This is a genomic window from Undibacterium sp. GW821-FHT11B02 (assembly GCF_058808955.1).
In genome coordinates this window covers 266,994-289,232 of the sequence record NZ_JBXASD010000008.1, presented here as the reverse complement: position 1 = coordinate 289,232, position 22,239 = coordinate 266,994, and the positions used below count along the sequence as shown (strand labels likewise).

Genomic DNA, 22,239 nt, shown 5'->3' with positions numbered 1-22,239 from the left:
TTTCCTTAATTAAACTTTATTTTACTGCAACCAGAAGACTATGAGCCACCCGGAACAAACACTACAACGCATTATCGAGCTGGAAGTTGAACATAGAGACTTGGATGTGGTAATCGAGACGCTGATCAAAGATCCGGGTCACGATGAATTGCAACTGCGTCGCCTCAAAAAACGCAAATTGCAATTGAAAGACCATATTACACTGCTTAGGATGCAACTGACACCTGATGTTCCTGCATGATTATCCGCTTTTCCTTGTCCTGATAGTTAGTTTCTGATTGCCTCATTTTGATTGAATCAATTGCCACACCGAATGCAACGGGCATTCACGATGCAGAAGTAGAACATATTTTTGGATTAACCGGCCCATTAAGCGCTTCGGTGAATGCTTATCGCCCTCGTCAGGCGCAAACCGAGATGGCGAAAGCTATAGCAGATGCCATCGCAGGCCAAAAAACCCTGATCGCCGAGGCTGGTACAGGTACGGGCAAAACTTATGCTTACCTGATTCCTGCTCTGTTATGGGGTGGTAAGGTGGTTGTTTCTACAGGAACAAAAAATTTGCAGGATCAGTTGTATCTGCGCGATATACCAACCATACGCAAAGTGTTGAAGGCACCTGTGTCAGTGGCTTTGCTCAAAGGCCGGGCCAATTATCTTTGTCATTACCATCTGGAAAGAACCATACAGAATGGCCGTCTGAGCTCGCGCGAGGATGTTGGCTACCTGCGTGATATCAGCCGTTTCATAAAAACGACAAGTACTGGTGACAAGGCTGAACTGGCCAGAGTGCCGGAAAGTGCATCGGTCTGGAGTTTGGTCACGTCCACCAAAGATACCTGTATGGGGTCCGAATGCCAGTATTACCAGGACTGCTTTGTCATGAAAGCCCGCAAAGAAGCGCAGCAGGCTGACGTGGTGGTGGTCAACCACCATCTGTTCTTTGCCGATGTGGCTTTGAAAGACACAGGTATTGCCGAGTTATTGCCATCTGCCAATACCGTTATTTTTGATGAGGCCCATCAGTTGCCAGAAACAGCTACCCTGTTCTTTGGTGAAACTGTGTCCACCTCACAGGTGCTGGAATTATGCCGTGACGTGTTGGCAGAAGGACTGTCACATGCCAGGGATGGTGCCGAGTGGGCCAAACTAGTGGCACCGGTAGAGCGTGCTGCGCGTGATTTGCGGCTGGCTTTTCCGCAGGACGTTGTAAGATACTCGATTGACCAGATTGCCCCTTCCAGCCCATTTTTTGAGGCTCTGGAGACACTGAAAACCTGTATGCATGAAATGATCGCCGTTCTGGAAAAACAGGCGGAGAGGGCGGAAACACTGGAACAATGCCGGGCACGTTCTATTTTGCTGGCTGAGCAATATGAAAAATGGAATGCCGCAGATGATGGCAAATCCGGCGACTATGTCTTGTGGGTAGAAGCCTTTTCCACATCCTTGCAATTGCACCGCACCCCATTGTCGATTGCCCCCATCTTCAACAAGCAGCGCGAAGGCGTGCCGCGAGCCTGGATTTTTACTTCAGCTACCATGGCGGTGAAAAATGACTTCAGTCACTATGTGTCGCAAATGGGCTTGTGGGACGAACCAGCACGTACCTGGCCTAGTCCATTCAATTACCAGGAGCAGGGCTATCTGTATGTCCCTAACGGCATGCCACAACCGAATTCTTATGAATATATGGATGCGGTGATTGATGCGGCATTGCCGGTGATAGAAGCCGCCGGTGGTCGTACCTTTCTGTTGTGCACGACCTTGAAGGCAGTAAAGCACAGCGCAGAACGCCTGCGCGAAGAATTCCAGAAGCGTGGCCTGGATTTCCCGCTGTTTGTACATGGTGACGCAGGCAGGACAGAATTACTGGACAGATTCCGCGCTGCCGGAAATGGTGTGCTGATTGGTAGCCAGAGCTTTTGGGAAGGGGTGGACGTTCGCGGTGAAGCATTGTCATTGGTGATTATCGACAAACTGCCATTTTCACCACCGGATGACCCCGTATTGTCTGCCCGCATTGCAGCGATGGAAAAAAAGGGTTTGAATGGTTTTGTGCATCATCAGTTGCCGGAAGCAATTATTAATCTTAAACAGGGAGCAGGTCGTTTGATCCGGGATGAAGGTGACAGGGGTGTCCTGATGATCTGTGACCCGCGACTGATCTCTAAGCCCTATGGCAAGCGGGTCTGGCAAAGTTTGCCTTCGTTTGCACGTACCCGTGAGTTATCAGATGTATTGGCTTTTTTTCAGAAAATAAAAACACCGGCCTGAAATTGATGTGAACATGTAAAAAGGCAGCACTGTTTCCAGTGCTGCCTTTTTCATTGCCGTCAGATGCTGATGGAAAATCGTGACGACATGTGCTTACCAGATGCTGACGCGCTCAGTCGGTGTCAGGAACATCTTGTCACCTTCCTTGAGTTTATAGGCATCGTAGAAGCCCGGCATATTGCGCAGTGTGCCATTTGCACGGATTTCTGCGGGTGAATGTGGGTCGGTCTTCAACTGTACGATCGTGGTTGCTTCACGCATTTTGCTGCGCCAGACTTGGGCAAAACCCATGAAGAAACGCTGGTCGCCAGACAGGCCGCCTATCACCGGTGCGGGTTTGCCGCCAAGCGACAATTTGTAAGCTTTATAGGCGATGGCCAGACCGGAATTGTCGGCAATATTTTCACCCAAAGTCAGTTCACCATTGACGTTATAACCGGGGATGGGGCTGAATGCGCTGTATTGCTTGACCAGGATGGCAGTTTTTGCCGCAAATTTATCGTGGTCTTCCTTGGTCCACCAGTCACGCAGATTGCCTAGACCATCATATTGCGCCCCCTGATCATCAAAGCCATGGCTGATTTCATGCCCGATAACGGCACCGATGCCACCATAGTTGACAGCGTCATCGGCCTTGGCATTGAAGAAAGGTGGTTGCAAAATGGCCGCAGGGAAGACGATTTCATTCAGTTCCGGGTTGTAATAGGCATTGACGGTCTGCGGTGTCATACCCCATTCATCACGATCTACTGGTTTACCCAACTTGTTCAGCTCAAATTGTGCGGCAAACCTGCGGATATTGCGCAGATTGCCTACTGTGTCACCCTTGGTGACAGTCAAACCGGAATAGTCACGCCATTTGTTGGGATAGCCAATCTTGGGCATGAACGTCGCCAGTTTTGCCTGTGCCTCTTTTTTGGTAGCAGGGCTCATCCAATCCAGAGTGTCGATGCTTTGCTTGTAGGCGACCAGCAAATTGCTGACCAGTTTTTCCATTTTGGCTTTGCTTTCAGCGGGGAAGTACTTGGCAACATACATCTTGCCCAAACTTTCGCCCATGCCGGAATCTGCCAGGCGAACGCCGCGTTTCCAACGCGTTTCTTGTTCCGGCACGCCATACAGTGTTGTCGCGTTGAATGCAAAGTTTTCATCGCTGATATTTTTTGGCAATTGACCGGCAGCGGAGCGCAGGATATGCCATTTGAAATAGGTTTTCCAGCTATCCAGTGATATCTCTTGTAATATTTTGTTGAATCCGGTCAGGTAGCTGGGTTGGCTGACGATGACATAATCAATCTTGCTTTTGACGCCCAGATCGTTCAGATAGGTATTCCAGTCATAGCCGGGTGTCAGGGTATCAAGTTTGCTGATTTCAATTTTGTTATAGGCTTTGACCGGGTCACGCAATTCAACCTTGGTCCATTGTACTTTGGCCAGTTCGGTTTCCAGTGCCAAAATGTCGGTCGCGTGTTTTGCTGTTTCCGTGTCGCCGGTCATGGCCAGCATCTTTTCGATATGCTTGACGTATTTGGCGCGAAAATCTTTCAATTTGGCGTCGTCATCTTTGAGGTAATAATCGCGGTCAGGCAAGCCCAGGCCAGATTGACCCAGATCCAGCACATATTTGGTTGAATCTTTGTTATCCTGATGGACTTGGAATTCATACGGTGCACCGATGCTGGTACGGTTCAGCCAGGCCATCAGTGAAGGGATCTGTTTTTTGTCTGTCATGCCATCTACTTTGGCAAATTCGCCTTGCAATGGCTTCAGACCCATCGCATCAATGCGTGCAGTATCCATGTAGCTGGCGTACAGGTCAGCGATTTTTTGCGCATCTGTGTCCGGTTTGTTCTTCGCCTTGGACAGACCTTCAATAATCGCATGCAGGTGGGGAAGCGTTGCTTCGCGCAAGTCCATGAAGGCGCCAGCAGAGGCTTTGTCTGCTGGAATTTCCGTATTTTTCAACCAGGCGCCATTGACGTGACGGAAAAAATCATCCTGTGCACGTACAGAATTGTCATTGTGACCAACTTCGATGCCGGCTAACAAGACGGATGATGCGGATGCTGCTTTGACTGGTTCTGTTGCAAAGACGATATTACTGCCGACTGTACCAGCAATCATCAGCGCGATAGCGCTAAGTACTTGAGCTTTCACTTTGGGGTCTCCTGAGAGTGAAGTGTTTTATAAAAATACGACAAACTTTTTGCGGCTGGTTTCAAGTAATCACTGCCTGCAGCGGCTTGCTATAGCTGTCATAAGACCGCCTGAGTTCAATGAAGTTCGCTGAGTTTAGTAAAAGTTTTGGAATTTTTTAAAAATAAAATATCATTTAGTTAATTTCTTCGGTCCTGTGACAGGCAATCAGCCTGTCTGCAAATGGACGCAATGCAGGTATTTCTTGTCGGCATCTGTCATTTGCGTGTGGGCAACGATTATTAAAGGCGCAGCCTGGTGGTGGTGCCAGAGGTGAGGGCAGTTCACCGGGCAGCATCATCTTGGCCTGGCGTTGCGCCGGGTCTATCCGTGGCGTGGATGCCAACAATGCCTTGGTGTAGGGATGTAGCGGTTGTCTGAAAATACTTTGCTTGTCACCATGTTCTACTGTCTTGCCCAGATACATGACCAGTACATCATCTGCAATGTGCTCAACGACTGACAGGTTATGTGAAATGAACAGGTAGGCGACGCCATTTTGCTGCTGCAAATCCATCAATAAATTCAAGACCTGTGCCTGTATTGAAACGTCCAGTGCAGACACCGGTTCATCGGCCACAATGACGTCGGGATCAAGCATGAGCGCGCGCGCAATGGCGATACGCTGCCTTTGTCCACCTGAAAACATATGTGGATAGCGGCTATAGTGTTCTGGTCGTAATCCCACACGTGTCATCATTGCCCGCGCTTTTTCTTCACGTTCTGCGGCAGACAGTCGGGTGTTGATGATGAGTGGCTCTTCCAGCATAGCCCCCACTTTCTTACGCGGATTAAGGCTGGCATACGGATTCTGAAATACCATTTGCACCAGTGGCCGGACCTGTTTCAGTGTCGCCTTGTCGGCATGGGCAATATTTTTTCCCGCCATCCATAATTCGCCGCCGGTTGGTGTTTCTATCATGGTGATCTGGCGTGCCAGGGTAGATTTTCCACAACCTGATTCGCCCACCACGGCCAGAGTTTTACCCGCTGTCAGTTGAAAAGAAACGCCGTCAAGGGCTTTGGCCAAGGCCTTGGGGCGCAGAAAACCCTGTGACACAGGGTAATGTTTTGCCAGATTTTTTGCTTCCAGTAAAACCGGAGCCTGAGTAGACGTGTTTTGCATCATGCAGCCTGATGAATTTGTATGGCTTGCCAGCCGTTACCTGGAGTACCCTGTGCGTCTAGCGGATAATGGCAGCGTACCTGCGCATTTGCCTCACCTTGCAGTTGGGGCCTGTGGGTATGACACTGCTCAGTGGCATAGCTGCAGCGTGGCGCCAGCAGACAGCCGCTTGGCCTGTCATACAGACCAGGAACAACGCCAGGTATGGTTTGCAGACGCGCTTTACCTAAGTTGTGTTCGGGCAGGGCGGCTAGCAGGGCCTGGGTGTACGGATGTTTCGGTAAGTTGAAAATATCTGGCACCGAGCCTGTTTCCAGCACTTGGCCGGCATACATCACCACTACCCGTTTTGCAGTCTGAGCTACCACCGCCAGATCATGGGTGATCAGCATCAATGCCATACCGCGTTCACTTTGCAATTGCAGTAACAGTTCCAGCATTTGTGCCTGTACTGTCACGTCCAGTGCCGTCGTTGGTTCATCAGCGATCAGCAGGCGGGGATTGCAGGCAATGGCGATGGCAACCATCACGCGCTGACTCATCCCGCCGGATAGCTGGTGTGGATAGGCATGCATGCGACGTTCAGGATCAGGAATATCCACTTGTTTGAGCAGGGCCAGGGCTTTGGCGCGCAAATCTTTTTCTTTACCACCCTGATGCAGGCGCAGGGTTTCCATCAGCTGGAATGCCACGGTGTAGCAGGGGTTAAGGCTGGTCATGGGGTCTTGAAAGATCATGGCAATATCCTTCCCCAGTAATTGCCGTCTTTCCTTGTCTTTCATGCTGAGCAGGTCGCGGCCATCAAAATCCATTTGCTCGGCGCGCACGCGACCGGGGAAATCGATGAGTCCCATCAATGCCAGCGAGGTGACACTTTTACCTGAGCCAGATTCGCCGACGATGCCGACGACTTCACCTTGCTCTATGCGCAGATCAAGGCCGTCAACTGCCTTGAATGGCTGGTTTTCTGAGCCAAATTCAACGCGCAAATTTTTGATATCCAATAATGGTTTCATGTTGAATCTTTATTCAGCGTTTTAGCTTTGGATCAAGTGCATCGCGCAAGCCATCGCCCATGAGGTTAAAGGCCAGTACAGAAATCAGGATAGCCAGACCAGGAAAGGTAACAACCCACCAGGCGCTCTGGATAAATTCCATGGCACTGGCCAGCATGGAACCCCATTCTGGCGTTGGTGGTTGCGCCCCCAGACCAAGAAAGCCCAACGCAGCAGCATCCAGGATGGCAGTCGAAAATCCTAATGTCGCCTGGACGATGATGGGGGCGGCACAATTGGGTAAAACGCAGTTGAACATCAGCCGCAAATTGCTGGCACCTGCTATACGTGAGGCATTCACATAATCTTTGTTCAGCTCACCACTGACAGCCGCCCTGGTGAGCCTGGCATAAGATGGCATGAGGACGATGGCGATTGCATACATGGCATTCATCAAACCTGGTCCAAGTATGGCAACCACGGCAATCGCCAGCAACAGGCTTGGCAGTGCCTGCAAGATATCCATGAAGCGCACAATAATGGTTTCCAGCATGCGTGAAAACCTGCCAGTCCAGCTGCGTGAAAAACCGGCAACCAAACCCAGTGTTACCCCAGCACCCATGGAAAGCGTCACCGACACCAGCCCGATAATTAGTGACAGACGGGAACCATGTATCAGACGCGATAAAATGTCACGACCGACTGGGTCAGTGCCCAGCAAAAACTTGCTGGTGCCATTAGCAGCCCAGGCGGGTGGCATCAGAGTTGCGTCGCGGTATTGTTCAATTGCTGAATGTGGCGCTATCCATTCGGCGAACAAGGCACATATCGTCAGCATGCCAACCAGCACCAGACCAATGACAGCTCCACGATTCTGTTTGAAATATTGCCAGAATTCCAGCAGGGGATGGGGGGGCGCAACATTGCTGGTGTTGGCCGGTAAGCTAGTGTTGCTCATAAATCTGTGCTCAAGTCTGTAAAGTCAGAATGAAAAATCATGGGTCAATGACGTATGCGCGGATTGATGACGCCGTATAGCACATCGACAATCAGGTTGACTGCAATGACGATGGTGGCAATCAATAAAATACCGCCTTGTACTGTTGGATAATCACGCCTTTGTATAGCTTCAATCAGCCATTTGCCTATGCCTGGCCATGAAAATATGGTTTCCGTCAGTATTGCACCAGCCAGCAGGGTGCCGACCTGCATGCCGATGACGGTAATTACCGGTATCAGGGCATTGCGCAGTGCGTGTACCCAGACTACGCGCATCCACGACATGCCTTTCGCTCTGGCAGTACGTACATAATCTTCGCGCAACACTTCCAGCATGGCAGAACGGGTCATGCGGGCGATCACGGCCAGTGGGATGGTGCCCAATGCAATGGCTGGCAAAATCAGATGCATGACAGCAGATTTGAATGCACCTTCTTCGCCTGACAGCAGGCTGTCAACCAGCATCAGCCCTGTGACTGGCGGCAAGTCAAACAGGATGTCGATACGACCAGACACAGGCGTCCAGCCCAGCGTGACAGAAAACAGCAAAATCAGCAGGAGCGCCCACCAAAAAATGGGCATGGAATAACCTGTGAGTGAGGCACCCATCACAGAATAATCGAGAAAGGTATTGCGTTTCAGCGCTGCCAATATCCCAGCTGGCAAACCAAGCACAATGGCAAAAATGATGGCACACAAAGATAATTCCAGTGTGGCCGGGAACAGGGTAAAAAATTCTTTGCTAACCAGTTCCTGAGTGATGATAGAGCGTCCGAGATCACCCTGGAGGACTTTGCCGAGATATGAGAAATATTGTTGATACAAAGGCTGATCCAGGCCATACAGGTGCATCAGTTTTGCATAACGTTCGGCATCCATCCCGCGTTCGCCAGTCATGGCTTCCACCACATTGCCGGGTATCAGATGTATCAATGAAAAAACCAATAGCGTGATGCCAATGAAGGTCGGTATGACTACACCCAGGCGCCGCAAGATAAAACCCAGCATCGAAAAACCCTTTTAAAACAGATCAGCAAGTTCGGTACTTCAAACTACGAATGGATACCGGTTTTCAGCATCAACATAAATCGGACTGGCGCAAAATTGTCCCAGCAAGGCTATCGCTTTTGGGAAACCTCGCTTATAGGGGAGGTTTGTTACGTCAGCAGGCAACATGTTGCCTGAAACCCCGACTACACCGCCAGCGACGAAGACAGTACTTTAGTACATGCTCTTAGTAAATGCTGGAGCTGCAACGCAGCTGGGGCGGTTTTGCGTAAGTCCGATAAAAAATCGTGGTGTCAATTTGCATCTACATCGCAAACTGACACCACGTCGGAGTATTTCTTATTTTGCCAAGTCTACTTTTTTGAAGTAATGATGGGCGGTAGAATCCATTTTGAAGCCAATCACATCCTTGCGCACTGGTGTGTAACGCAAAGAATGTGCCAACAGCAGCAAAGGTGCTTCTTCATGCACAATTTCTTGTGCTTTTTCATACAACTTGGTTCTTTCACTCTGTTTAGGTGTCAGTTTTGCCTTTTGTATCAGGTCTTCATAATCCTTATTGCACCAACGTGGAATATTACCTCCGCCTTTGACGGCTTCACAGCCCAGAATTGGTTCAAAGAAATTATCCGGGTCTCCGTTATCACCTGACCAGCCGAACATCATTGAATGTTGCTCACCGGTCTTGCTGCGTTTTTTGTATTCAGTCCATTCGTAGGTGGTCAGCTTGGTTTTGACACCGATCTTGGCCCAGTCAGCTTGTATCAACTCGGCCATACGTTTGCCGTCTGGATTGTAAGGACGTGATACGGGCAGATACCAGAGTTCTATCTCAACACCGTTCGGATAACCAGCCTTGGTCAGCAATTCTTTAGCTTTGACAGGATCATAGGGGTAATCCTTGATCTTGTCGTTGTAGGACCACATGGTAGGTGGAATCACGTTCTTGGCTGGCTGGCCAGAACCGGCATACACCGATTTCAGGATAGAAGCTTTGTCGACGGCCATATTCAGGGCCTGACGGACGAGCTTACTGTCGAAAGGTTTTTTCTCGACGTTAAAGCCGATATAGCCGATGTTCAAGCCTTGCTGGCTCAGCAGTTTGATGTTCGGATCGCTCTTCATGAGTTCGACATCTGCTGGTTTGGGCAGGGCCATCACATGGCATTCACCCGCTTTCAGCTTGGCATAACGTACTGAAGCGTCTGGTGTAATTGCATACACGAGATTATCAATTTTTGGACGGCCATCCCAGTAACCATCATGTGCCTTGTAGCGGATGATGGCATCTTTTTGATAGGATACGAACTGAAAGGCACCAGTACCTATGATTTCCTTGTCGATCAGCTCCGGAGTGCCCGCAGCTTTCATTTTTTCTGCGTATTCAGCTGAATGTACTGACATGAAATCCATGGTCAGGGTCGCCAGGAAAGGTGCTTCCTGGCGCTTCAGTTTGAAACGTACGGTCATGTCATCAACTTTTTCCAGCTTGTCGACAATCTTGTTGATGCCGAGATCCTGGAAATACGCATAGGTCTGGCCTGGGGTATTTTTATGGAAAGGATGATTTTCATCAGCCATGCGATAGAAGCTGAACAAAATATCGTCCGCATTCATATCCCGGCTGGGCTTGAACTTGGCATTGCTGTGGAACTTCACACCTTTGCGCAGCTTGAAGGTGTAAGTCATGCCGTCAGGAGATATTTCCCATGATTCAGCCAGGGCAGGGGTGATATTGGTGGTGCCTGTTTCCATCTCCACAAGACGGTTATACATGGGGACAGAACCGGCGTCGGCTGTCGTACCTGTCGTGAAAAACTGTGGATTGAAGCCTTCCGGACTTCCTTCAGAGCAAAAAACCAGTGTTTTTGCTGCCATCGCAACACCTGCATACGCACCCAAAATTGCCAGCGCGCCAACCTTCAAAAGCCATTTACCTTTTTTCATCCAGACTCTCCAAAATGAACAAGTGCCAGAACCCATTTCATTAACTAAGCTGAAATGTGTTCTAGTTAAAACGATAAGTCGATTTTGCCACAGGCGAGCTGTGCAGACTTTTGTATTGTGCAGCAATTCGACAAAATTTGTATTATTTTGTTACACGTCTGAAGAAAATTTTGAAAATAAAACGGTCAAACAAGAGTTGTTAGTAATCGATGGATTTTGCACACAAGAAGTTTTGCAACTGTTGCTTATTTGAATCAGTTAATCTGTGAGCAGCTCTGTTTATTGCAGTCTGATAACCCCCATTCGACTCCCATATGAACTTATCTTCAGAAGAAAAATCAACTTCGATATTACATTTGGAAATAAGCAGCGGGCATTTGCTCGAGGTACGTGCTGATTTTCCTGCAGGGGCAGGGCCTTTCCCCACCCTGATTCTGGTGCCAGGCTTGCGCTATGACATGGATCGCCACGCCATCGCACAAATCGCTGAGCATCTGGTGGCGCAGGGGATTGCCGTATATCGCTTCAATTGGATTTTTTATACTGTGGATGCAGAGAATGGTCATCCGTCTACCGATCTGTCGACAGAAATTGCCAGCATGCTGGCTACCATCGCAGCAGCCAGAAGCAACGCTCGCGTTAATCAGCATCAATTGTCGGTGGCTGGTAAATCATTTGGATCCATTGTTGCCTGGCATGTGTTTCAGGCTGACAAATGCTTGCAGCGGTGTGTCCTGATGACGCCCTTATGTAAACACGACGTGACCAGTCAGAACGAGGAATTGAACGCAGTCAGGAAAAATTATCCCGGCGTGGAACAGGAAGCCAGACCAGTCGCCATGATAGCCAGCGATCTTGATCCGCATTGTGAGTTGCCATTGCTGTACCGTTACGCAGCAAGCTTTGCAGGACCGGCGACAGTAGTCGTATTGCCGGGCAATCACAGCTTTGAAGTGCCGTCAGATGATGTCACATCGTCTGAGCGCGCTTTTCAGCGCAATATGGATTTGCTGGTCAGACACGTGGAGAATTTCCTGCAGAATTAAGCAGAAAAAGCCATGGTGTTTCTTACTCTATATGTTCCACCATCAGTTGGACCCTGGTAACACCATTGTATTCATTCGCGTCCAGCCGGAACGCAACATGCACGTTTTCAGGCAAGGTATCGGTGTGCCCAAACCAGATGGCATCGTATCTTTGCTTGTTTTTTTCCAGCACCAGCTTTAAATGGCGTTCTTTTAAAATTCGTTGAGATACCAGACGGAAGTCATCGCAAAAAATCGGCGGTGGAAAACCCTGACCCCACACCTGGGTATCCAGCAGGCGAATAAAGTCTGTGGTGAAGTAGGCGTCTTCCAGCGGGCCATCGGTTTCAACCACGCGTTCCAATTGGTGTGCCTGCAGCCAGTTTTTGCCCACCGCTTCAAAGGCTTGCTGGAATGCCGGAAAGTCTTCTGCACGCAAGGTCAGGCCCGCTGCCATGGCATGCCCGCCAAATTTTTGTATCAGGCTGGGCGCATGTTTGGAGACCAGATCCAGCGCATCGCGCAGATGAAAACCTGGAATTGAACGGCCAGAACCTTTGATGAGGCCATCGCCACCCGGTGCAAAAGTGATGGTGGGACGATAAAACTTGTCTTTGAGCCGGGATGCAACAATACCGATGACACCCTGGTGCCAACTTTCGTCAAACACCGTAATAGTATTGCTGTCTTGCGGCTGGAAGTCATCCAGATGCAACAGAGCGACATCCTGCATCTCACGTTCGATGTCTTTGCGGTCGGCATTGATTGCATTCAGTTCCTGCGCAATTTGCCAGGCACGGCCTTCATCATCAGTCGTTAGACACTCTATACCTAATGCCATGTCTGCCAGGCGCCCTGCAGCATTCAGGCGTGGGCCAAGGGCAAAACCAAGGTCAAACGGACTGGCATTCTGCGGCTCGCGACCGGCGACACGAAACAGCGCAGCGATACCGGCGCACATGCGACCTGCACGCATGCGTTTCAGACCCTGTGCGACCAGAATCCGGTTATTGGCATCCAGCTTGACGACATCGGCAACCGTGCCAAGTGCAACCAGATCCAGCAAGGCATCCAGCTTGGGCTGGTTTTGCTGATCAAACACGCCACGCTGCCGCAGTTCAGCCCGCAAAGCCAGCAATACATAAAACATGACGCCTACACCTGCCAGGTTTTTGCTGGGAAAACCACATTCGGGCTGATTGGGGTTCACGATGACGGCGGCATCGGGCAGGCTGTCGCCCGGTAAATGGTGGTCAGTGACGACCACCGCAATGCCCTGAGCATTGGCCGCAGCAACACCATCCACGCTGGCTATGCCATTGTCGACAGTGACAATAATGTCGGGCGATTTTTCTTTGATGGTGAGCGCCACGATTTCAGGTGTCAGACCATAGCCATATTCGAAGCGATTCGGCACAATGTAGTCGACTTGCGCGCCCAGCATGCGCAAGCCGCGCAAACCAACGGCACAGGCAGTGGCGCCGTCGCAGTCGTAGTCGGCAACGATAACCAGTTTTTTGTTTTGCGCGATGGCGTCCGCCAAAAAAGTGGCGGCATGCGCTATATGCAGTAGCCCTGCAGGTGCCAGCATGGCATTGAGCTCAGTGCTCAAATCCTTGTCTCCAGTCGCGCCGCGCGAGGCATACAAACGCGCCAGAACTGGATGCAAACCATTCTGGCGCAGCATTTCAGATTCCCGGAAAGGGCAAGGGCGAGTGGTAATGCGTGTCATGATTTGGCGATGGAAAACAAATGGTGTAGAGAAGGTTTGATCCAGAATTTGCGTAAGGACCAAGGCGTCAGGCTGAAACTTGCCAGGCTGCGGGCGTCTGTAAACGACAAGTCCAGATGGGTGATTTTTTTATTTTTCAAGGCGAGCAAGGCAGGGGAAAGCCAGTTTTTCTCCATCTCATGTATCTGTTCCAGCCACAACCCCCAATCATTGTTGATTGCGGCTTCACTCAGATTGGGTAACAGCGTAGTGGTTTTGGTCTGTCCGCTACGATTTATATCCAGCCAGCTTGCAAAATCGGATGCAGTCACTACTTGCCTTGCGGTTGAGTGAGACTGGTCAGCTCCGCATGATATCCATACCGAATTGATCACTTTTTCACCGCGCATTTCGCGTGCTTCATTAATGGCATGACCAAACCACAGCATCTGGATTTCATTTTGCAGCTTGCGCCAGGTACGTTCATGTTCGCCCTTGGGCATCCAGATATCAATATTATGGCCACAGGCTGCATCCATGGTTGCTGTGCGCAGCGCAGACCAGTCATCTGCCCGTAAAAACCAGGTTTTAGCGTCTCCATATAGCAATGTCAGACCAATTTCTTCGCAACAGCTGCTGGCGATGTCGAACAGGATGCGCGCTTCTTCTTCAGAAAAATCCAGCCGACGCTGATCAGTCAATACCAGATGGTCCCTTGCAATATGAATATGCACTGGCTGCAGGGTGAACCAATAACCGGCATCCACTGTCAGACCGCAGGCCTGCATGGTGTTGTAGCAGCTGGCTGGGCTATTGGCATTGTTTTCTGGTGGAAACTGGTCAGCCAGCCAGTATTCGTGGGCAAGCGCATGGGAAAATGCGTCTATTGTTTGCGTTTGGGGGCTGCCTGCACTGGCGATCAGGGCTGCCAGTGCAGGTGTGTGCATTTCCTTTAACAGGTCTTTTGCAAGGCCAGCGGGTGGGATGCCGAAGGGGATAATCAATTCTAAATGGCTCATATCTCTGTATTGTATGGCAAACGTGTGGCAAACTGCTGGCTGCCTTATCTCATGAAGTGAACTTGTAGTGAAAAATCTTTCTTTCGAATGGCTGGTTGGCCTGCGTTATACCCGTGCGGGGCGGCGTAGTGGCCGGAATAGCTTTATTTCTTTTATCTCGCTGATCTCTATGCTGGGCATCAGTCTGGGTGTGGCCGCAATGATTATCGTGATTTCGGTCATGAACGGTTTTCAAAAAGAAGTCCGTGATCGCATGCTGTCGGTGTTGGCGCATATAGAAGTATTTGATGCCAGCGGGGCTTTGCCAGACTGGAAATCAACCGCGCTGGAAGTGCAAAAAAACAAGGCAGTCACTGGCACCGCACCGTATGTGGATGGTCAGGCCATGATCATTCGTGAAGATGTCATGCGCGGCGTCATTTTGCGTGGCGTGTTGCCGGAAGAAGAGCACAAGGTATCGGACGTTGCCAGCAAGATCAAGTATGGCAAGTGGGCAGATTTAAGACCGGGTGAATTCAATATCGTGCTGGGCGTGGCGCTGGCCAACAGTCTGCATGTACGCATTGGTGAAAAAATTACGCTGGCAGCTCCTGAGGGGCAAATGACCCCGGCGGGCATGGTGCCGCGCCTGAAGGCCTTCAATGTGGTGGGTATTTTTGAGGCCGGTCACTATGAATATGATTCGGGCATGGCTTTCATGCATATTGAAGACGCACAAAAATTTTTCCGTCTGAATGCACCATCCGGCCTGCGCTTGCGCATACAGGAGATGTTGAAAGCACCTCAGATTGCCCTGGAACTATCGCGTAGTCTGACCGGCGATTTGCTGATACGTGACTGGACCCAGCAAAACAAGACCTATTTTGCTGCAGTCAAAGCTGAAAAAACCATGATGTTCATTATTTTGACACTGATCATTGCAGTTGCCGCTTTCAATCTGGTGTCGACACTGGTCATGACCGTGACTGAAAAGCAGGCAGATATTGCCATCATGCGTACTTTGGGTGCTGCACCTTCATCCATCATGAAAATTTTTATCATCCAGGGCGCCATCGTCGGCCTGTTTGGTACCTTGCTGGGGGTAGGAGCCGGTTTGCTGGTGTCTTTCAATATTGATGTTATCGTACCTTTCATAGAACACATTCTAGGGATACAGGTACTTTCCAAGGAGGTGTATGTGATCAGTAAATTGCCATCTGATGTGCAATTGCTGGATGTTGTAACTATCGGTTCAGTCTCTCTGGTGTTGGCTTTGCTCGCTACTATTTATCCGAGCTGGCGCGCTTCCAAAACCAAACCTGCGGAGGCATTGCGTTATGAATAATCCCAATGTGCAACCAGCAGACAGTATTTTGTCATGCAGTCAGTTGAGCAAGGTATTTGCAGAGGGGCCAGACGCTGTCAAAGTATTTAGTGATATCAATCTAAGCATCTACAGAGGCGAACGGGTTGCCATTATCGGTGCATCCGGCTGTGGTAAATCAACCTTGCTGCATTTGCTGGGTGGGCTGGATACGCCGACACAAGGCAACGTCATACTGCAAGGACAAAATCTTGCCAGTCTGAGTGAAGCCGCCAGAGGCAATTTACGCAATAAGGCGCTGGGTTTTGTGTACCAGTTCCACCATTTATTGCCTGAATTTTCGGCACTGGATAATGTTGCCATGCCTCTCATGATACGGCGTATGAAACGGTTAGATGCGCAGCAGGCAGCCCAGTTGATACTGGAAAAAGTCGGTTTGGGCCATAGGCTCAAGCATGTGCCGGGTGAATTGTCCGGTGGTGAACGTCAACGTGTTGCGCTGGCCCGTGCCCTGGTGACACAACCAGCCTGTGTGCTGGCTGATGAGCCGACAGGTAACCTGGACGGCGGCACAGCCCAACAGGTATTTGAGCTGATGCTGGAGCTGTCACGTACTTTAGGTACTGCCTTTGTGATCGTCACCCATGATGCGGAGCTGGCAGGTCGCTGTGATCGCGTGTTCCGTCTATCTGGACATGGTTTGCAACTTCAATAAGTGAGGCAGAAAAGTGAAAGGAAAAGCATATCGCTCATTTCATTTTTCTGGCAATCATTGTGGTTGCCTGTTGATGGGCTTGCTGTCTACTGTTGCGCAACCGGTTTTTGCTGGTGATACGGTGGAACTGGTGTTGCAACTGGAAACCTCGCTTACCAGCGACTCGAATCCATTTCGTTTTTATGATCAAGCAGTTAATTCTGATGTACCTGATGGACCCAACTTGCCTGATGGACCCAACACCCCAGCAACCAACAGGGTCCGTGAACGTGATAGCGTCAAAGGTGCGGACATACGTGCTGGTACCATTATCCCTTTGTTGTCTGATCGCACACGGCTGACGCTGACAGGTTCCCTGGGTGATCGGTATTACAAAAACTATAAAGACCTGGATCATCATGTAGGAGCTGGTGACGCTACGCTGGAATGGGCAGCAGGTCAGGTAATCAATGGACATGTTTCTGCCGGCAAGGAAGAGCGACTCTTTCAGTACATTAATGGGACTTTTACTGATAAAGATATCTCACATCAAAAGCGGGCTGCTGCGGATTTGAACTTGAAACTGACTGATGAATGGTCTTTGAATTTCAAAGTTGACAGGGCAGGGCTGAATTATGATTTGCCGGTGAATCAGCTATACAATTTTGATGAGCGTGGCAGACAATTCAGTGGCCGCTATTATTCGCCCACGGGTTCCAGTGTTGAAGTCGGTACGCGGCTGTCAGATAGCAATTTCCCGGACCGTAATGCCCAGGAGATAGCCGATCTGGATCAGTCATATAAAGAATCCGAAGTATTTCTAGATGCTGAGTGGCGTTACAGCAGCAAGTCTGTCACCAGCACGCATCTGGGTATCATACGTCGTCGCTATGATAATTTGACTGACCTGGACACCAATCTGTTCAACGCATTATGGCGCGGCACTTATCATTACTCACCCAAGTTAAGGCTGGATCTGCAACTGTGGGACCGGCCTTTCACCATTGTCGACAGGTCCGTGCTGTATGTCATTACCAAGGCCCTGCGTTTTGACGCCCTGTGGAAATATTCGGACAAGTCGCAACTGAATTTCTCCACATTGCTGCAGAATAGCGATAACGTTTTGGTGCCACGACTGGCTGGTCTGAATGACGGATCGTCCCGCAAAGAACAATTGCTGCGTGTCGGTTTTGGCGGTGGCTACGAATTTGAACGTGGTTTCCGGGTGGTGCTGGACAGCTTTTACGAAAAAGTCAGGCGCGAATCGGATGGCATCAACTTAAAGCAGGCTGTCATCAAGCTGGGGCTGGAATATACTTATGAAAATTTACCTGGGAGTAGTTCACGCATGGGCTTGAAACGTTATCAGCATTCCCTTAGTGCTTCTGACAGTTTGCGTTGATCAATATGGCGATACGTCAGAGATTGAGTCGATTTGCAGCACGCCATCTGGGATGTCGCTGGCTACCCTTGCAAAAAGGCAGAGGTGTAGTCAGCTTCAGTTTTGATGATGTGCCTGCCAGCGCCTGCCATATGGGGGCTGTGTTGCTGGAGTTGTACCAGGCTCGTGGTACTTTTTACGTGTGTGGCAGTCTGACCGATGGTGTGGAGCAAAACCAGCCTTGTCACAGCGTCGAAGACTTGAAACGCCTGATTGAGAATGAGCATGAAGTCGGCTGCCACACGTTTTCACATTTCAATTGTACGAATACGTCCGATGCTGACCTGGCTCGTGACTGGGAGCGCAATCAGGCTTTTTTCAAAGAGTATGGTATTCACAATCAGGGATTTGCTTTTCCCTTTGGCGCTTATGACCTGGGCACCAAACTGGCTGCTGCCAGGCGTTTTTCCTATTCCCGCATTACCGGTGGTGGCACCCAGACTGGCCGTGCTGACCTGCATGCCTTGAAGGCACAATCCCTGTATTCTTCCAAAACCAATGTAGAGGAATTGCATGGGCTGATCCATCATACCGCACAAAAAGGAGGGTGGTTAATCCTGTATTCTCATGAGGTCAGCGACAATCCTGGGCCGTGGGGTACCACGCCAGCGTTGCTGGAAACAGCATTGCGTCTGGCAACACAAGAAGGCTGCCATCTTTTGCCGGTACATCGGGCAATTGATTATTTTCTTTCATGAGCAAGCTGTGTTTTCTGGTAACTGAGCTTGAGTATTTAGCAATCTTGCGGTATTAATCTTAAATTTCGGTAAGCGATATCATCCATGAGCCAACATAGCCAGTTCACCTTGCTGACACAACGCCGCTTTGCGCCTTTCTTCTGGACGCAATTTCTTGGGGCATTCAATGACAATGTGTTTAAAACGGCCTTACTCACCGTCCTGACCTATGATGCGCTGACCTGGACCAATTTGGATATTGGCTTGCTGAATAATCTGATTCCAGGACTGTTCATCCTGCCATTCGTACTATTTTCTGCCACGTCAGGCCAACTGGCCGACAAGTTTGAAAAAGGCAAGATGGCGCGTAATGTCAAATTGCTGGAAATTGTCATCATGCTGATTGCTGCCGCTGGCTGGATGACACACACTTTATGGTTGCTGATTGCGGCGGTAGCCGGCATGGGCATCCATTCCACCCTGTTTGGCCCGGTCAAATATGCTTACCTGCCACAACACCTGAGAACTGATGAACTGGTTGGGGGTAATGGCCTGATTGAAATGGGAACTTTCGTCGGGATCTTACTGGGTGAAATCCTGGGCGCTTTGCTGGTAGTGCACAAACCATGGGGTATAGAACTGGTTGCTGGTGGCGCGATCGTCATTGCCATCATGGGTTATTTGACCAGTTTGCGCATTCCTGATTCGCCAGCGCCAGAACCAGAACTGGAAATTAACTGGAATCCGGCGACAGAAACCATCAGAAATATCAGTTTCAGCAAACAAAATCGTCCGGTATTTTTGTCCCTGCTGGGTAATTCATGGTTCTGGTTTTATGGTGCCATCGTTCTGGCGCAGTTTCCTCTGTATGCCAAAAATTATCTGCATGGTGACCATAGTGTCTTTGTCTTGTTGCTGACCATATTTTCTTTCGGTATTGGTGCTGGTTCGTTGCTGTGTGAAAAACTGTCCGGCCATAAGGTGGAAATTGGTCTGGTGCCGTTTGGTTCCATAGGCTTGTCCGTATTTGGATTTGACCTGTATTTATCCAGTGTTGCCTATACCAATACAGCGACCGTGACCATGCAAACCTTCCTGCAACAGGCGGGCAGTCTGCATATCCTGTTTGATATTACGATGATAGGTGTTTTCGGTGGTTTGTATATTGTTCCGCTGTTCGCCTTGATACAGACACGTTGCGACCCCAAGCATTTGTCCCGCACCATCGCCGGTATGAATATCCTGAATGCGCTGTTCATGGTAGTGGCTTCACTGGCAGCCATGGTGATGCTGCAAAAAGGTTTCACCATTCCGCAAATTTTTATGGCCACCGCCATTCTGAATGCAATCGTCGCGGTATATATATTCAGCCTGGTGCCAGAATTCCTGATGCGTTTTATCGCTTGGTTGCTGATACATACGATATACAAAGTCAAAAGCGTCAACACTGACCGGATACCGGATGCAGGCGCTGGCATATTGGTATGCAATCATGTCAGTTATATGGATGCGATCGTCATCATGGCGTCCAGCCCGCGCCCTGTTCGCTTTGTCATGGATCATCGTATTTTTAAAATTCCATTTTTATCCTGGGTGTTCAGAACCGCAAAAGCGATTCCTATTGCGCCTGCCAAGGAAGACCCATGGCTGATGGAAAAAGCCTATGTGGACGTGGCCCAGGCTTTGCACGAAGGCGAACTGGTCTGTATTTTCCCGGAAGGCAAATTAACTTCGACAGGTGAGCTGAATGAATTTAAAGGTGGCGTCATGAAGATACTGGAGCGTACGCCTGTGCCTGTCTATCCGCTGGCCTTGCGTGGCTTGTGGGGCAGCTTCCTGTCACGCGATAAAAGCAATCCTTTTGAACGCGCCTTCAGCCGTGGCCCATTTTCCAAACTCGAACTGGTAGTGGGTGAGGTGATGCAGCCAGCAGACATCACACCGCAGATCTTGCAGGAAAAGGTCAGTCAGTTGCGTGGTGAATGGAAGTAAAAGCTGTAGATAACTATATAAACTAAATCTTTAAATAAAAAAATGGCGCATATACTATATGCGCCATTTTTATTGCTGCATCAAAAACGAATTACAAGATTTCGCTCGCGTGATCTGCGAGACGGGAACGTTCACCACGCGCCAGTGTGACATGACCGCTATGCGCCCAGCCTTTGAAGCGATCCACCACATAAGTCAAACCACTGGAGCCTTCGGTCAGATATGGTGTATCTATCTGTGCGATATTGCCCAGGCAGATGATCTTGGTGCCAGGGCCAGCACGTGTCACCAGGGTCTTGACCTGTTTTGGTGTCAGATTTTGTGCTTCATCGATGATCAGGAACTTATTGACAAAGGTACGTCCGCGCATGAAGTTCAGGGATTTGATCTTGATCTTCGAACGTATCAAATCCTGTGTAGCTGCACGGCCCCAGTCACCTGCATCATTGTCTGACTTGTTGAGTACTTCGAGGTTGTCATCAAAGGCACCCATCCACGGCGACATTTTTTCTTCCTCTGTACCCGGCAAGAAACCAATATCTTCGCCTACCGGCACTGTCACGCGAGTGACGATGATTTCATTATAGGTTTTGGTTTCCAGTACCTGTGCCAAGCCTGCTGCCAATGCCAGCAAAGTTTTGCCAGTACCGGCCTGACCCAGCAGGGTAACGAAATCGCATTCTGGATCCATCAACAGATTCAGTGCAAAATTCTGCTCGCGATTGCGTGAGGTAATGCCCCAGACGCTGTGTTTGATATGACCGTAATCACGCAAGGTTTGCAGCACGGCAGTCTTGCCATTGATCTGCCTGACCTGGCCGTAGAAAGAGGCTTCACCATTCTTGGGTTCAAGGTAGACGAACTGATTCACCAGCAGGGAAGGGATGACTGGCCCGGTAATGCGGTAAAAGGTCGTGCTGAGGCCATTGCGGTTTTCCTGCCAGGTTTCTATACCCTTGCCGTGTTTGTTCCAGAAATCATCGGGCAATTGCACGATGCCGGAATACAACAGGTCAGAATCTTCCAGTACGTGGTCATTGAAATAATCTTCTGCAGGTAAACCCATGGCACGCGCCTTGATGCGCATATTGATATCTTTTGATACCAATACCACAGGGCGACCTGGCATTTCCTTTTCGAGTGCGGTAACGACACCCAAGATCTGGTTGTCAGCCTTGCCTTTTGGCAGACCTATTGGCAATTCACCTGATTGCAATTTGGTCTGAAAATACAACTGTCCTTTAGCATCCTTGTTGCCCAGTTTGGACAGCAAGATACCCTTTTCGATATCGTGATGATCAATGTCGCCTACCAGCGCATCCAGCGAACGGGATACTTGACGTGCATTGCGCGCCACTTCAGACATACCTTTTTTATGATCATCCAACTCTTCCAATGTGATCATGGGCAGGTAGATATCATGCTCTTCAAACCGGAACAGAGATGAAGGGTCATGCATGAGCACATTGGTATCCAGCACAAACAGCTTTTTGACACCGGACTTGTCTGCGGCACGGCTGGTGCCAGATTTCACGCGGTTGTCTGGCAATTTGTTCCTGGCAGCGACTGCTGGTGCTGCCTTGGCACTGATAACTGGTGCCGGTTTCTCTGCGACAGGTCTGGCAGCGGAAATAGGCGTAACTGTATTCTTCTTTCTTTGCGGAGTCTGAACAGGTTCTACAGCTTTGATTTTCTCTGGCGTTGCGGATTTTATTGTTTTGGCTGGTTTGCCTTTTTCTGCTTTGGGATAATCTTTAGGCGAAAGCAGTGCTGCTGGTTTGGTCGGCATTTTGGGCAATGGCATGAAAACCTCAATCAAAAAGTGAGAG

General features: G+C 49.7%; 17 protein-coding genes. 8 read left to right on the top strand and 9 right to left on the bottom strand.

The annotated features are described in order from the left end of the window. The first annotated feature begins 40 nt into the window (after positions 1-40). Complete coding sequence (locus AC1RVX_RS19050) at positions 41-241, top strand: YdcH family protein (protein WP_493218178.1); 201 nt, start codon at positions 41-43, stop codon at positions 239-241. A gap of 44 nt (positions 242-285) precedes the next feature. Beyond that, entirely contained in the window at positions 286-2,277 is a 1,992-nt protein-coding gene (yoaA, locus tag AC1RVX_RS19045; RefSeq protein WP_493218224.1) for a DNA repair helicase YoaA, read from the top strand. A 93-nt stretch (positions 2,278-2,370) separates the two neighbouring features. Here the strand turns inward: yoaA and AC1RVX_RS19040 are convergent, their stop codons facing one another. The 6 genes from AC1RVX_RS19040 to AC1RVX_RS19015 all read right to left on the bottom strand — a co-directional run bounded on the left by AC1RVX_RS19040 (position 2,371) and on the right by AC1RVX_RS19015 (position 10,548). Next, positions 2,371-4,434, bottom strand: coding sequence for a M13 family metallopeptidase (locus AC1RVX_RS19040; protein ID WP_493218177.1), 2,064 nt, complete (start codon positions 4,432-4,434; stop codon positions 2,371-2,373). Between the two features lie 175 nt (positions 4,435-4,609). Next, the gene (locus AC1RVX_RS19035) at positions 4,610-5,599 is read right to left on the bottom strand and encodes a peptide ABC transporter ATP-binding protein (protein WP_493218223.1); all 990 of its coding nucleotides are present in this window, start codon (positions 5,597-5,599) and stop codon (positions 4,610-4,612) included. After that, a complete protein-coding gene (locus AC1RVX_RS19030) occupies positions 5,599-6,615 on the bottom strand; it encodes an oligopeptide/dipeptide ABC transporter ATP-binding protein (protein WP_493218176.1) in 1,017 nt (338 codons plus the stop codon). Before AC1RVX_RS19030 ends, AC1RVX_RS19035 begins: the two co-directional genes overlap by 1 nt. A gap of 13 nt (positions 6,616-6,628) precedes the next feature. Then, entirely contained in the window at positions 6,629-7,552 is a 924-nt protein-coding gene (locus tag AC1RVX_RS19025) for an ABC transporter permease subunit (RefSeq protein ID WP_493218175.1), read from the bottom strand. 44 nt (positions 7,553-7,596) lie between these two features. Then, positions 7,597-8,601 carry an ABC transporter permease subunit gene (locus tag AC1RVX_RS19020; protein ID WP_493218174.1) on the bottom strand — a complete coding sequence of 335 codons (1,005 nt, stop codon included), beginning with the start codon at positions 8,599-8,601 and terminating at the stop codon, positions 7,597-7,599. 339 nt (positions 8,602-8,940) lie between these two features. Next, positions 8,941-10,548, bottom strand: a complete 1,608-nt coding sequence (locus AC1RVX_RS19015) for an ABC transporter substrate-binding protein (RefSeq protein WP_493218173.1) — start codon at positions 10,546-10,548, stop codon at positions 8,941-8,943. Between the two features lie 314 nt (positions 10,549-10,862). Between AC1RVX_RS19015 and AC1RVX_RS19010 the strand changes: the two genes are divergently transcribed. Next, a complete protein-coding gene (locus AC1RVX_RS19010; RefSeq protein ID WP_493218172.1) occupies positions 10,863-11,594 on the top strand; it encodes an alpha/beta family hydrolase in 732 nt (243 codons plus the stop codon). Positions 11,595-11,616: 22 nt separating this feature from the next. Here AC1RVX_RS19010 and recJ read toward each other — a convergent pair whose 3' ends face one another. Further along, on the bottom strand, positions 11,617-13,305 hold the full coding sequence (gene recJ, locus AC1RVX_RS19005; RefSeq protein WP_493218171.1) for a single-stranded-DNA-specific exonuclease RecJ: 1,689 nt from the start codon (positions 13,303-13,305) through the stop codon (positions 11,617-11,619). After that, complete coding sequence (locus AC1RVX_RS19000; RefSeq protein ID WP_493218170.1) at positions 13,302-14,303, bottom strand: hypothetical protein; 1,002 nt, start codon at positions 14,301-14,303, stop codon at positions 13,302-13,304. Before AC1RVX_RS19000 ends, recJ begins: the two co-directional genes overlap by 4 nt. Positions 14,304-14,370: 67 nt before the next feature. On the opposite strand from AC1RVX_RS19000, the gene AC1RVX_RS18995 reads away from it, so the two are divergent. The 5 genes from AC1RVX_RS18995 to AC1RVX_RS18975 all read left to right on the top strand — a co-directional run bounded on the left by AC1RVX_RS18995 (position 14,371) and on the right by AC1RVX_RS18975 (position 20,410). Beyond that, positions 14,371-15,627, top strand: a complete 1,257-nt coding sequence (locus AC1RVX_RS18995) for a lipoprotein-releasing ABC transporter permease subunit (RefSeq protein ID WP_493218169.1) — start codon at positions 14,371-14,373, stop codon at positions 15,625-15,627. After that, positions 15,620-16,321 carry a lipoprotein-releasing ABC transporter ATP-binding protein LolD gene (gene lolD, locus AC1RVX_RS18990; protein ID WP_493218168.1) on the top strand — a complete coding sequence of 234 codons (702 nt, stop codon included), beginning with the start codon at positions 15,620-15,622 and terminating at the stop codon, positions 16,319-16,321. The genes AC1RVX_RS18995 and lolD overlap by 8 nt, the downstream gene beginning before the upstream one ends. A 13-nt stretch (positions 16,322-16,334) precedes the next feature. Continuing rightward, positions 16,335-17,702 (top strand): hypothetical protein, encoded by a 1,368-nt coding sequence (locus AC1RVX_RS18985; RefSeq protein ID WP_493218167.1) that lies wholly within the window; start codon positions 16,335-16,337, stop codon positions 17,700-17,702. A 23-nt stretch (positions 17,703-17,725) separates the two neighbouring features. Then, positions 17,726-18,439 carry a polysaccharide deacetylase family protein gene (locus AC1RVX_RS18980; RefSeq protein WP_493218166.1) on the top strand — a complete coding sequence of 238 codons (714 nt, stop codon included), beginning with the start codon at positions 17,726-17,728 and terminating at the stop codon, positions 18,437-18,439. 84 nt (positions 18,440-18,523) lie between these two features. Continuing rightward, entirely contained in the window at positions 18,524-20,410 is a 1,887-nt protein-coding gene (locus AC1RVX_RS18975) for an MFS transporter (protein ID WP_493218165.1), read from the top strand. Positions 20,411-20,501: 91 nt separating this feature from the next. Here AC1RVX_RS18975 and AC1RVX_RS18970 read toward each other — a convergent pair whose 3' ends face one another. Then, positions 20,502-22,214: a PhoH family protein gene (locus tag AC1RVX_RS18970; protein ID WP_493218164.1), complete on the bottom strand. Its 1,713-nt coding sequence runs from the start codon at positions 22,212-22,214 to the stop codon at positions 20,502-20,504. Positions 22,215-22,239: the final 25 nt, after the last annotated feature.